8 protein-coding genes and 2 tRNA genes are annotated in these 13,249 nt (G+C 66.7%); all 10 read right to left on the bottom strand.

Annotated elements, in window-relative coordinates; translation table 11 throughout:
* Window positions 1-44: 44 nt before the first annotated feature.
* On the bottom strand, window positions 45-434 hold the full coding sequence (locus tag ABKW28_RS21515; RefSeq protein WP_348613135.1) for a DUF262 domain-containing protein: 390 nt from the start codon (window positions 432-434) through the stop codon (window positions 45-47).
* A 140-nt stretch (window positions 435-574) separates the two neighbouring features.
* Window positions 575-3,670 carry a type I restriction endonuclease gene (locus ABKW28_RS21510; RefSeq protein WP_341240607.1) on the bottom strand — a complete coding sequence of 1,032 codons (3,096 nt, stop codon included), beginning with the start codon at window positions 3,668-3,670 and terminating at the stop codon, window positions 575-577.
* A 331-nt stretch (window positions 3,671-4,001) separates the two neighbouring features.
* The gene (locus ABKW28_RS21505) at window positions 4,002-5,246 is read right to left on the bottom strand and encodes a restriction endonuclease subunit S (RefSeq protein WP_341240608.1); all 1,245 of its coding nucleotides are present in this window, start codon (window positions 5,244-5,246) and stop codon (window positions 4,002-4,004) included.
* Window positions 5,243-7,000, bottom strand: a complete 1,758-nt coding sequence (locus tag ABKW28_RS21500) for a class I SAM-dependent DNA methyltransferase (RefSeq protein ID WP_341240609.1) — start codon at window positions 6,998-7,000, stop codon at window positions 5,243-5,245. The genes ABKW28_RS21505 and ABKW28_RS21500 overlap by 4 nt, the downstream gene beginning before the upstream one ends.
* Before the next feature lie 193 nt (window positions 7,001-7,193).
* Window positions 7,194-7,266: transfer RNA gene (locus tag ABKW28_RS21495), tRNA-Ala, on the bottom strand.
* Window positions 7,267-7,281: 15 nt separating this feature from the next.
* Window positions 7,282-7,407: a DLW-39 family protein gene (locus tag ABKW28_RS21490; protein ID WP_302709375.1), complete on the bottom strand. Its 126-nt coding sequence runs from the start codon at window positions 7,405-7,407 to the stop codon at window positions 7,282-7,284.
* A 48-nt stretch (window positions 7,408-7,455) separates the two neighbouring features.
* A tRNA-Ile gene (locus ABKW28_RS21485) sits at window positions 7,456-7,532 on the bottom strand.
* A 118-nt stretch (window positions 7,533-7,650) separates the two neighbouring features.
* A complete protein-coding gene (locus ABKW28_RS21480) occupies window positions 7,651-8,304 on the bottom strand; it encodes a DUF3566 domain-containing protein (RefSeq protein WP_348613133.1) in 654 nt (217 codons plus the stop codon).
* On the bottom strand, window positions 8,304-11,087 hold the full coding sequence (gene gyrA / locus ABKW28_RS21475; protein ID WP_348613131.1) for a DNA gyrase subunit A: 2,784 nt from the start codon (window positions 11,085-11,087) through the stop codon (window positions 8,304-8,306). Before gyrA ends, ABKW28_RS21480 begins: the two co-directional genes overlap by 1 nt.
* A gap of 54 nt (window positions 11,088-11,141) precedes the next feature.
* Window positions 11,142-13,193 (bottom strand): DNA topoisomerase (ATP-hydrolyzing) subunit B, encoded by a 2,052-nt coding sequence (gene gyrB, locus ABKW28_RS21470; RefSeq protein WP_348613137.1) that lies wholly within the window; start codon window positions 13,191-13,193, stop codon window positions 11,142-11,144.
* Window positions 13,194-13,249 lie beyond the last annotated feature (56 nt).

Genomic DNA, 13,249 nt, shown 5'->3' with positions numbered 1-13,249 from the left:
CCGATTCTCCCGCCCAGCAAGGGCATTCTCGTTCTACGCCACGCTCACCCACCCAAGCTCATCGGTGGATCCGGGCTTAGGGCTGAGGCATCCACCGGCCGGCCGTGTTGCTCGACGATTGACTGCGCCGCATCCAGCAGTAGCTGCAACGTCGTGAGTCGCTGCTGCCCGTCGATCACGCTCCGGGCCCCGATATGCGTCACCGGTCCAGGGAGCTGATCGATGACGATCGCCCCAAGGAAATGCGGGGGGACTGGCGGCGCTCCGTAGACGTCCGGGGTCTCCAGTACGCGGTCGGCGAGGGCCCTGACGTCATCCCACAGTGGCTTCCACTGTGCTTCCTTGGTCCATACATAAGGCCGCTGGTACAGCGGTACGACATACCTGATCTGGTTGCCGAAGATCTCGGCCGGAGTCAGAGTGTTCGCCTTCATCGGTGGCTCCTCACGTCGCTGACCTTAGTCAGGCTTCGGGTCAACAGCACGGGTTTGCTGGCCATTCATCGAAGGCGCGGACAAGAGCTGGCCCGTCGGCCAGCCCTCTGTGATCGCCCTTGCGTGCATCCTGCTTTCAGCTATCTGCTGACTCCAAGATTTTCGTGGACGAGCTCGCCGAGCAGCTTCACCAGTTGCACTCGCACCGTGTCGTCCGTGAAGAAGTAGTCGGCCATCTTGTGATGGCTGGTCTGGTTGCCCAGGACCGCCTCGGTGACGGCGTCGGAGAGGTCAGGGGACTCGACGAACTGCTTGCGCGTGTTGGCCCCGGCCTGAGCGCGGATGGTGTGGTCGTCCATGAGGACGGTGACGAGGCCTTCCACCCAGGACTGCTGCTCAGCAGGGGTGAAGTCCTCGCCAGAGAACAGGTCGTTGATCTTGGCGAGAACCTCGGCGAGCCGCACCATGCGCGGGTCGCGCGCAGCGCCGCTGCCAGTGGCGGTGACGGGCTGCAGCGGGACGGCCTCGCCGCCGTCGAGGTCGAGGTCATGGTCGCCGGAACGGGCCTGCTTGATGTGGGTCAGCTCGACGGTCGAGAAGTCGACGACCTCGGCGCCGGCGCGCCCTGTGAGCCGACCGAGCAGCAGTCGGAGGTAGAGCGAGCGCTTCTCCAGATCGGTGTCGGCATAGTTCACGATCTGGGAGAGGAAGTCGTATAGCCGGACGAACGAGCCGACGTCCTTACGGAACAGGTCGAGTTCCTCGACAGTCGCCGCGTCACCGTCGGCGACCGCTGCGACGTACCGGCTGTTGAACCGGTCGGCAGCGGCCTTGAGTGGTGCCGATATCGCTCCGTGCTTGCCTGCCAGGTACGAGGTCACGAGGGCCTCGACCTCGGCCTCGGTGTAGACCCCGGCGGCATCGAGCTTGGCCTGGAGGTCATGGACGATGTCGGGGTCGGTCTCGCCCTCGATGCTGGCTTCGCGGTAGTAGGGCTTGAACGAGGCGAGGATCTCGGCGGGGTCGTTGACGAAGTCCAGGACGTACGTCGTGTCCTTCCCGCCCGCCGGGTATGTCCTGTTGAGCCGCGACAGGGTCTGCACCGCGGTGACGCCGGAGAGTCGCTTGTCGACGTACATGGCACACAGCAGCGGCTGGTCGAAGCCGGTCTGGTACTTGTTGGCGACGATCAGGACCTGAAAGTCGTCGGTCCCGAATGCGACCGGCAGCGTCCTCCCTCGAAGGCCCCTGTTGAGGTTGGCTTCGGTGTATGGCGCCTCGACGCCGGCGAACGCGATCCCGTCGACCGTGATCGAGCCCGAGAAGGCGACGAGGGTGGAGAGCCGGTAGCCCTGCTTGCTGATGTAGGCGTCGATCGCCTCCTTGTAGCGAACCGCGTGCTCGCGGGAGCTGGTAACGACCATGGCCTTGGCGTGACCGTCGAGGAGGTGGCGCACGTTGGCGCGGTAGTGCTCGACGACAATCTGCACCTTCTGGGCGATGTTCGTTGGGTGCAGTGAGACCCAGCGCATCAGCCCCTTGGTGGCCTCTGACTCGTCGACCAGTTTCACCTCCTCGAGGTGCTTCTTGGAACGCTCGGCGATCTGGAAGGCCGTGTCGTAGGTCGTGTAGTTGCGCAGTACGTCGAGGATGTAGCCCTCCTCGATCGCCTGCTGCATCGAGTACACGTGGAACGGGCGGGGGACACCATCGTCGTCAGGTCTGCCGAACAGCTCCAGTGTCTTGTTCTTCGGAGTCGCGGTGAAAGCGAAGAACGAGATGTTCGGCGAGGACGCCCGCGCCTCCATCTCGGCGGCGAGGATCGCCTCGGTGTCGATCTCGCCGCCGTCGTCGAGGTCCTTGAGTTCCTCGGCGGTCAGCACGGCGCGCAGCTGTTGTGAGGTGCGGCCGGTCTGGGACGAGTGCGCCTCGTCGGCGATGATCGCGAACCGCTTCCCGGCGGGCCCCTGGTTGTCGCGGATCGCCTGGAGTGCGAAGGGGAAGGTCTGCATCGTCACGATCACGATGAGCTTCCCGGCGAGCAGCTCGGCTGCCAGGAGCCCGGACTTGGACCCGGTCCCGGCGTTGCGGACCTGGTCCGCGTTGATCGTGGCGACGGTGCCGTCGACGCCTTCGATCTGCTTGATCGCCGTCTGCAGCTGGTCGTCGAGCACGGTGCGGTCGGTGACCACGATGACGGTGTCGAAGACCTTCTCGTTGTGCTGGTCGAACAGGGTCGCGAGACCATGTGCAGTCCAGGCGATCGAGTTGGTCTTGCCGGAGCCGGCCGAGTGCATCGCCAGGTACCGGTGCCCCGCCCCCTCTTCGCTGACAGTCGCGAGCAGTTCGGTGACCAGCTCCCACTGGTGGAAGCGCGGGAACAGCAGCGTGGTCTTCTTCGACGCATCCCCGGTGATCGGGTCGATGTCGGTGCGGGTCTCCAGGTGGAGCAGCTTGCCGATGATGTGCAGCCACGAGTCGCGCTGCAACACCCGCTCCCACAGGTACGACGTGGCGGCGCCGTCGGGGTTGACCGGGTTGCCGGCCGCGCCGTCGTTGCCCATGTTGAACGGCAGGAAGTGCGTCGCCTTCCCGGCGAGCCGGGTCGTCATCGCGACCTCGTCGTTGGAGACCGCGAAGTGCACCAGACAACGGTTCGCGAACCCGAGCAGCGGCTCGCCCCTCGGGTCGCGGTCCGTGCGGTACTGCGCCTTGGCGTGCTCGATCGACTGGGTGTTGTCGGTCTTCAGCTCGAGCGTCGCGACCGGCAGCCCGTTGACGAACAGCACCAGATCGATCGACCCTTTGTGTTCGCCGGAGTAGTAGACCTGCCGCATCACCCGCACCCGAACCGCGTCATAGCGCGTCATCGCGGCGGTATTGAGCGTGGTGGCGGGCTTGAACTCGCACATCGAGAGCCGCGCCGGGGTCTTCTTGAAGCCTTTGCGGAGTACGGCGAGCGTGCCGCCTCCGGCCTCCAGCGGCAGGTCAAGCGTCTTCACCAGGCGGTCGAGCAACTGCTCCTTCGCCCGCTCCTGCTCCGTGGCCGACATCGACGGCTTGACGCCCTTGGCCCACTCCTCGGGCTGGGTCTCCTGAAGCCAGGCGTACACGTCGTCGGGAAACAGCGCCCGCGTCTTGTCGTAGCCCGCGCCGGTGGACGAGTAGAGCCATCCGTTCGCGGCCAGATGAGCGCAGATCTCGTCCTCGAAGGCGCGTTCATGCTCAACCGACACGGTTGTCACGCTAACGTGCTGAATCGTTGACGGTGACCGACATCGCAAGAACAGGGATTCGAGCTGATCACGCCGCCCGAGATCCGGCAACACCTTCACCTCGGTGGCGGCGACCTCACGGCCCATTTGGGTCAGCAGGAGGGTCGAGGCGGTCGGACTTCCTTGATGTTAGCCCGGAACGTCGACCGACGCCGGGCATCGTCCGGTGCGACGCCGATGAGCTCCTCGATCGGAGCTGGGTCGGTCTTGATTTGGGAAGCGAGCAGGTCGCTCCACTAGTTCTCGCTTCAGTCAGGGATGAGGTAGCTGAGGTCGGGTTTGCGGACTTCGCTCACGCCGACGCCCGAGACTCGATCTGACCGGTTACCGCTGCCGCTATTAGGGCCGTACGACGCTCCTTTGCCAACTCTATGAATTTCTCCGTCTTCGCGCTCAGAGCGTCGATCTTCGCGGTCTGCTCGTCCAGATAGGTCGTGATCGCGCGCTGTTCATCAATGGGGGGAACTGGTATCCGGAAGCTGCGCACCTTGTCTTGATTGATGTTCGGCTGCCCGCCCCCCGCCGCATCAAAGATGAGCCACTGACGCCCGGCCATGAGGCTATAGCGCGCGAACTCAGCGGTGACTCGGCGTGGCCCAACCAGTGCACAACACGCTTGGTTACTCGTGGCATCGATCCCGAGTATGGCGAGCCGACCAATTGTTGCGCCGTACATGGCTAGCAACAACGAGCCGGCAGGGTGCACCTTCAATGCGGAATACTCGGCGACCGAAGCCGGACTCACGGCCTTTCGGGTCCCTCGGATCAGAGACTCCTTGAGCTCACCAGTGGTTACCCACGGGATCGACCCGTCACTGGGATCGAGGATGTGCTCGGGCGCAGGCGTAGTGCCGCTGGCGGTCTCCGCGAAGAGCCAAGAGATCCGGAGGCTCCTCCAGCCTCCGCGAGTTTGACTACCCCAGCCGGTAGCGCGCGCTATCACTGACCTGCGGCGCTCGCGGAGGGTCGCGATCAACTGCTCCTGTTTGGCGATGAGCGTGTCGATCTTGGCGGTCTCCCGGTCCAGATAGTCGACGATGGCGCGTTGTTCCGTGATGGGCGGCACCAGAATCTTCAGACTGGCGGCGTCTCTCTGGTAAATCGTCTGGTGGGTAGAGCCCACGTTTAGTGCCTTGAAGGCAGACATCATTGTCTTGAATTGATAGTTCAAGTACCGGGGCAGCAGATCTGGTCCACAGACCCAGTTCCAGAAGTCCTGGCTGGTCGCCATGGGCCGCGGCATGATTCCAGAGAATCCGACGGACGCGGTGCGCGAGAGCACGACGGTTCCCGCAGGCAGGAGTTCTGCTGCGGAGTTCGCTAAGCCAAGCAGGGAGATCCTGTTCGCAGTCTCGCCGAGGTAGACCTGCTTGCCCTCTCGCAGCTGCCAGACGTCCGCGAGCGTGAACCACGGGATGTCGACGTTCTCCCAGTACTCCGGCACGGACCGACTCGGCGTATGCCCCGTCTTCATCTGCGCGAATCGACGGATGTTCCCCGATCGCCAGTGGCCGGGGATGGAGACAGGGAGAGTCACGCCTCGACCTCGCGAAGCAGGTCGAGAATCTCGGCGACGAGCTTGTTGAGGTCCGCGTCGATCTCCTCGAGCGGGCGAGGCGGGGCGTACTTATAGAAGTGCCGGGTAAACGGGATCTCGTAGCCGACCTTCGTCTTCTTCTCGTCCAACCAAGCCCCAGGCACATGTGGCAGTACCTCAGCCTCGACGAATGTCATGATCGTGGCGTCGCGGCCGTCATTTCCGATTTCGTTGCCGCCGTACGTAAAGGGGACGTTCTCGGTGTCGCGGAGCTTGGGGTCGGGTTTGGGATGGCCCTTGCGGTCGCGGACGACGTTGTCGTTCTCGTCGAGGAGTGGTCGCTCCACGGTGATGGTCCAGTAGCCGAAGACGTCGGTCGGGTAGATCTTGGAGTTGTCGGTCTCGTCGTACGCGGCATACAGCTTGACGACCTGTTCGCGGTCTGCAGCCGAGACCTCGCGGGACTTGTTGCCGAGGTTCTTCCGCATCTTGGTGAAGAAGCCGGTGCCGTCGATGAGCTGGACCTTGCCAATGCGCTCGGCGGACTTGGCGTTGTCCAAGACCCAGACGTAGGTGGCGATGCCGGTGTTGTAAAACATGCTGGTCGGCAGCGCGACGATCGCATCGACCAGGTCGTGCTCGAGCAGCCAGCGGCGGATCTGCGACGGCCCGGACTCCGCGGCGCCGGCGAAGAGCGGGGAGCCGTTGAGGACGATCCCGGCTCGCCCGCCGCCGTCGTGCACGGGACGCATCTTGGTCGCAAGGTGCTGAAGAAAGAGCATCTGGCCGTCGCTGATCGAGGGCAGGCCGCCGGGGAAGCGGCTGCGCTCGCCCGCGCGGGCGACCTCGTCCTTGACTGCCTTCTCGGAAGCCTTCCAGTCGACTCCGTAGGGCGGGTTGGAGAGGCAGTAGTCGAAGGTCGTCCCGGCGAACTTGTCTTCGGCGAGGGTGTCACCGAGCTGAATGTTGGTGGCGTCCTGGCCCTTGGCGATCATGTCGGACTTGCAGATTGCGTAGGACTGGTCGTTGATCTCTTGGCCGTACAGTTTGAGTCGGGCGTCGGGGTTGAGACCCGGCTTGTCGGGAGTGCCGATCAGGTGCTCCTCGGCGACCGACAGCATGCCGCCGGTTCCTGCAGTGGGGTCGTAGACCGTGCGCACGACACCTGCCTCCGCCAGGGCCCGGTCGTCACCGGCGAAGAGCAGGTCGACCATGAGCCGGATCGCGTCGCGCGGGGTGAAGTGCTCGCCCGCGGTCTCGTTGGAGGCCTCGGCGAACTTGCGGATCAGCTCCTCGAACAGGTCGCCCATCTCGGCGTTGCTGACCTTGCTCGGGTGCAGATCGACGTCGGCGAACTTCTGGACGACGATCAGCAACCGGTTCTTCTCGGCAAGGGTCGTGATCTGGTTGTCGAAGCGGAACCGATCGAAGACGTCGATGTTCTTGGAGAACCCGGCGATGTAGTCGGTCAGGTTCGCCGCGAGCCCGTCCGGATCGCCCACGAGCTTGGCGAAGTCCCACGGGCTGGTGTTGTAGAAGCCCCAGCCGGTCGCGCGTTTGATCTTGACGTCGCGGAGCTCCTCGCGGGCTTCGGCTGCGGCGACCTTGCGGACCTTCTCGCGGTTGGGTTCGAGCACGCAGTCGAGGCGGCGAAGGATCGTCATCGGCAGGATCACGTCGCCGTACTGATGGGGCTTGTAGACGCCACGAAGCTGGTCCGCGATCGACCAGACAAAGTTGCCGAGGGTGCTCACATATCTCCTGTGTCGTCCGACGGCTCGGCATCCGCGGAGCCAGCTCGGGGTGAGGCTACGTCCTCCACCACGATCTCACGCATGGTGGTGGCAGGCCTCTTCCCCCACCAGTCCCCCACAGGGCGACTGTAGTGAGCAGGGGGTTAGTCCGAAAATGTGAAGAAACCGCAGGCTGACCTGCGGTTTCTCTCGGTGGAGCCTAGGGGACTCGAACCCCTAACCCCCTGCTTGCAAAGCAGGTGCGCTACCAATTGCGCCAAGGCCCCTGGAACGGGTCGGGCTCAGCCCTTCGCGACCGGGTCGGTCGCCTCGGCCCACAGGGCCTGCTCGGCCTGCGACTCGTCGTACTTCTTCTTGGCCGCGAGGGCGCCACCGGCGGCGAGCAGGAGCATCAGGATCTTCTTCACGACGAGCCTCCCGGCACGGATCGGATCACGCTGGTGGGACGTGGGTGGTGGTGGGCCTAACAGGACTTGAACCTGTGACCTCTTCCTTATCAGGGAAGCGCTCTAACCGTCTGAGCTATAGGCCCCACACCGGCAGCAGCCGGCGGGATCGGCACGGGTCAGGGACCCGGACGACCGAGAGGGGAGACTACCCGACGCCCTCGCGCGCGGACAAAACGCGGTGCGGGCACGGGGTGGGTGGGATCAGTTGTCCTCGGCGAGGGTGACCTCGACGCCGCCCAGGAGCGCGGCGGCCATGTTGTAGAGGAAGGCGCCCAGCGTCGCGATCGCGGTCAGCAGCACCACGTCGACGGCCGCGATGAGCATCGTGAAGCCGATGACCCGCGAGGTGCCGATGTAGTTCTCCACGTCGAAGTCGGAGGCGCTCTCCTGGCCCACGACGTCGGTCACGGTGCGGTTGATCGACTCCCACACCCCGGCGCCGTCGAGCACGGTCCACACCATCAGCACCGAGACCACCGTGACGATGCCGAAGGCCACCGAGAGCAGGAAAGCGGTCTTCATCACCGACCAGGGGTCGATGCGGGTCAGCCGCAACCGAGCCCGGCGCGGGCCGCGGGGCGTGCCCTTCGACCCCGAGGCGGAGGCCGCCTTGGCACTGCCCGCGCTCGCGGCCTGCTTCTTGGCCTCACGGTTGGCCTTGTGCTCCTCGGCGGCCTTGGTGACCCGGCCCTGGATCCGCTCGGTGAGCGGGGGACGCACCGCGGTGTCGTCGGAGGACGCCCCCGTGGGGTTCGCGGACGACCCCGCGGCCGGCTTCTTCGCCGGCTTCGAAGCGGCCTGGGAGGTGGGCTTCGACCCGGAGGTCGATCGGGACTCGGTCGATCGCTCGGTCATCAGCTCTCATCCTCGGTGTCGTCGTCAGGCACGTCCTCGGTGCTCTGCCCCACCGTCTCGGACGCGTCGTCGGCACCGATTGTTGCACCCGCGGTCGAGTCGTCCGCGTTCTCGAGAGCCTGGGCACCGTCCTGGGCCCCGTCCTCGGCGCCCTCGTCGGCCCCGTCCTCGGCGTCGACCTTGGCCTCCACCGAGCGGGCCACGACCACCACGGAGTCGTTCTTCTTGGGCGTCACGAACTTCACGCCCATCGCCGAGCGACCGGTCGGGCGGAACTCCGCGTTGACGGGGCTGCGCACGACCTGGCCGGAGGCGGTGATCGAGAGGACCTCGTCGCCCTCCTCCACGATGAAGGCGCCGACCAGACCGCCGCGGTCCTCGTTGGCCAGGCCCATCGCCTTGACGCCCAGGCCGCCGCGGTTGGTGAGCCGGTAGTCGTTGATGCGGGTGCGCTTGGCGAAGCCGCCGTCGGTGATGGTGAAGACGTACTGCGCCTTGACCTCGGCGGGCTCGACCGGCTCGACCAGCCCGGCCGAGGACGGGTCGACGTCGGGGGTGTCCTCGTTGGTCTCGCTGAGGCCCGCGGCGACCTCGGCCGCGACCTGCGAGGCCCGGATGACCGACATCGACAGCAGCGAGTCGCCGTCGCGGAACTTCATGCCCGAGACGCCCGAGGTCGCGCGGCCCATCGGGCGCAGCTGGGCGTCGTCGGCGCGGAAGCGCACCGCCTGCCCCTTGCGGGAGACCAGCAGGATGTCGTCGTCGGGGCCGACCAGCTCGGCGCCGATCAGCTCGTCGTCGTCCTCGCGGAAGTTGATGGCGATGACGCCGGCCTGGCGCGGGGAGTTGTAGTCGCCCAGGCGGGTCTTCTTCACCAGGCCGCTGCGGGTGCCGAGCACCAGGTACGGCGCCTGGTCGTAGTCGCGGATCGCCAGCACCTGGGCGATCGACTCGTCGGGCTGGAAGGACAGCAGCCCGGCCACGTGGCCGCCCTTGGCGTCGCGGGAGGCCTCGGGCAGGTTGTAGGCCTTGGTGCGGTAGACCCGCCCGGCCGTGGTGAAGAACAGCAGCCAGTGGTGGTTGGTGGTGGCGATGAAGTGCTCGACGACGTCGTCGCCGCGCAGGGTCGCGCCACGCACGCCCTTGCCGCCGCGCTTCTGCAGGCGGTACTGGTGGCGCAGGGTCCGCTTGGCGTAGCCGCCGCGGGTGATGGAGACGACGAGCTCCTCGTCGGGGATCAGGTCCTCCATCGACAGGTCGCCGTCGGCGGCGATGATCTGGGAGCGGCGGTCGTCGCCGTACTTCTCCTCGATCTCGCCGAGCTCGTCGGAGATGATCCGGCGCTGGCGGGCCTCGTTGGCCAGGATGTCCTCGAGGTCGGCGATGATCAGCTCGAGCTCGGCCAGGCGGTCCATGATCTTCTGGCGCTCCAGCGCCGCCAGGCGCCGCAGCTGCATCGCCAGGATCGCCTCGGCCTGCACGTCGTCGATGTCGAGCAGCTCGATCAGCCCGGTACGGGCCTCGTCGGCGTCGGGTGAGCGGCGGATCAGCGCGATGACCTCGTCGAGGGCGTCGAGCGCCTTGACCAGGCCGCGGTAGACATGGGCGTTGCGCTCGGCCTCGGCCAGGCGGAAGCGGGTGCGCCGCTGGATGACGTCGATCTGGTGGGCGACCCAGTTGCTGATGAACGCGTCGATCGACAGGGTGCGCGGCACGCCGTCGACCAGCGCCAGCATGTTGGCGCTGAAGTTGCTCTGCAGCTCGGTGTGCTTGAGCAGGTTGTTGAGCACCACCCGGGCCACGGCGTCGCGGCGCAGCACGACCACCAGGCGCTGGCCGGTGCGGTCGGAGGTGTCGTCGCGCACGTCGGAGATGCCCTGCACCTTGCCCGAGTCAGCCAGCTCGGCGATCTTGAGCGCGAGGTTGTCGGGGTTGACCATGTAGGGCAGCTCGGTGATCACCAGGCAGGTGCGCCCGTTGGTGTCCTCGTCGACCTGGATCACCGCGCGCTGGGTGATCGAGCCGCGACCCGTGCGGTAGGCCTGCTCGATGCCCTCGCGACCCACGATGGTCGCGCCGTTGGGGAAGTCGGGGCCCTTGATGCGCTCGAGCAGCGCGTCGAGCAGCTCCTCCTTGGAGGCGTCGGGGTTGTCCAGCGCCCAGCGGGCGCCGGCCGCGACCTCGCGCAGGTTGTGCGGCGGGATGTTGGTGGCCATGCCGACCGCGATGCCCGCGGATCCGTTGACCAGCAGGTTGGGGAAGCGCGCGGGCAGCACCACGGGCTCGGAGGAGCGGCCGTCGTAGTTGGGCTGGAAGTCGACGGTGTCCTGCTCGATGTCGCGCACCATCTCGAGCGCCAGCGGGGCCATCCGGCACTCGGTGTACCGCATGGCGGCGGCCGAGTCGTTGCCCGGTGAGCCGAAGTTGCCCTGCCCGTTGACCAGGGGCGCCCGCATCACCCACGGCTGCGCCAGGCGCACCAGGGTGTCGTAGATCGCGGTGTCGCCGTGCGGGTGGTACTGACCCATCACGTCACCCACGACGCGGCTGCACTTGGAGAAGCCGCGGTCGGGCCGGTAGCCGCCGTCGAACATCGCGTAGAGCACGCGCCGGTGCACCGGCTTGAGCCCGTCGCGCACGTCGGGCAGGGCGCGTCCGACGATGACGGCCATCGCGTAGTCGATGTAGGCGCGCTGCATGGAGGTCTGCAGCTCGACCGGCTCGATGCGGCCTCCCGGGCCGGGAACGATCGGGCCGCCGCCGTCGGTGGGGGTCTCAGTCACGTCTCTGTGTCTCTCTCGTCGCTTCTACGATTGTCTAAGGTCTGGGCTAGATACCTAGATATCGAGGAATCGGACGTCCTTGGCGTTGCGCTGGATGAAGGAGCGGCGCTGCTCGACGTCCTCGCCCATCAGGATCGAGAAGATCTCGTCGGCGTGCGCGGCGTCGTCGAGCGTGACCTGCAGCATCAGCCGCTGGTCGGGGTTCATCGTGGTCTCCCACAGCTCCTTGGCGTTCATCTCGCCGAGGCCCTTGTAGCGCTGGACCGCGTTCTCCTTGGGCAGCTTCTTGCCCTGGGCCTGGCCCTCGAGCAGCAGCGCGTCGCGCTCGGCGTCGGAGAAGACGAACTCGTGCTCGTGCGGCTTGTTCCAGCGCAGCCGGTAGAGCGGCGGCTGGGCCATGTAGACGTAGCCGTGCTCGATCAGCGGCCGCATGAAGCGGAAGAGCAGAGTCAGCAGCAGGGTGTTGATGTGGTGGCCGTCGACGTCGGCGTCGGCCATCAGCACGACCTTGTGGTAGCGCAGCTTGTCGCCGTCGAACTCCTCCTGGATGCCGGTGCCCAGGGCGGAGATGATCGACTGCACCTCGGCGTTGCCGAGCACCTTGTCGATGCGCGCCTTCTCGACGTTGAGGATCTTGCCGCGGATCGGGAGGATCGCCTGGATGCGCGGGTCGCGGCCCTGGCGGGCCGAGCCGCCGGCCGAGTCGCCCTCCACGATGAAGACCTCGCACTCGGCCGGGTTCGTCGACTGGCAGTCCGAGAGCTTGCCGGGCAGGCCGCCGCCGCCGAGCAGGCCCTTGCGCGAGCGGGCCAAATCACGGGCCTTGCGCGCGGCCACCCGGGCCTGCGCCGCGGCCTGGGCCTTGCGGATGATCTCGCGGCCCTCCTGCGGGTTCTGCTCCAGCCAGGCACCGAGCTGGTCGTTGACGACGCGCTGCACGAAGCCCTTGGCCTCGGTGTTGCCGAGCTTGGTCTTGGTCTGGCCCTCGAACTGCGGCTCACCGAGCTTGAGCGAGATGATCGCGGTCAGGCCCTCGCGGATGTCGTCACCGGTGATCCGGTCCTCCTGCTTCTTCATCAACCCCCAGTCGAAGCCGGCGTTGTTCATCAGCGAGGTGAGCGCGGAGCGGAAGCCCTCCTCGTGGGTGCCGCCCTCGTGGGTGTTGATCGTGTTGGCGAAGGTGTGCACCGACTCGGCGTACGAGGTGTTCCACTGCATCGCCACCTCGAGGCTCATGTGGTTCTCGACCGACTCGGGGGTGTCGGCCTCGAACGAGATCACCGAGGGGTTGGCGACGGTCTTGGTGCGGTTGAGGTGCTCGACGAAGTCGACGAGGCCGCGGTCGTAGCGGAAGACCTGCTCGGAGCCGCCGTCGGCGCCGCGCTGCATCGCGGCGGGGCCGGTGCGGTCGACGTCGTCGGAGGCCGTGTCGTCCTCGACCGCGTCCATCACCGCGTCGGCGGCCGGGCGCTCGTCGCGCACCACGATCTCGAGGCCCTTGTTGAGGAAGGCGTACTCGCGCACCCGCGACGTGATCGTCTCGAGCGAGTGCGTGATCGTCTCGAAGATGTCGGGCGAGGGGTAGTAGGTGATCGTGGTGCCGCTGCCCTCGTCGTCGCGCAGCGGGCGCACCTGCTCGAGGTCGGCGTCGGGCACGCCGATGGTGAAGGACTGGCGCCACAGGTGGCCGCGGTTCTTGACCTCGGCCACCACGTGGGAGGACAGCGCGTTGACGACCGAGACGCCGACGCCGTGCAGACCGCCGGAGACCTTGTAGCCACCGCCGCCGAACTTGCCGCCCGCGTGCAGCACGGTCAGGGCGAGCGTGAGCGCGGGCAGCTCCTGGCCCGGCGCGGTGTCGGTGGGGATGCCGCGACCGTTGTCCTCGACGCGCACGCCGCCGTCGGCGAGCAGGGTCAGCACGATCCGGTCGCAGTAGCCGGCCAGCGACTCGTCGACCGCGTTGTCGACGATCTCCCAGATCAGGTGGTGCAGGCCGCGCTCGCCGGTCGAGCCGATGTACATGCCGGGGCGCTTGCGCACCGCCTCGAGGCCCTCGAGCACCTGGATCGCCGAGGCGTCGTAGTCGACACCGTTGGGGCGCAGGTCGGCCGGTGCGGCCGTGAGGGAGTCTTTTCACGGTCGCGACACCTGACACCTGG

The sequence above is a fragment of the Nocardioides sp. 31GB23 genome (assembly GCF_040012395.1).
Classification (GTDB): Bacteria; Actinomycetota; Actinomycetes; order Propionibacteriales; family Nocardioidaceae; genus Nocardioides; species Nocardioides salarius.
This window is presented reverse-complemented; position numbering and strand designations above follow the sequence as displayed.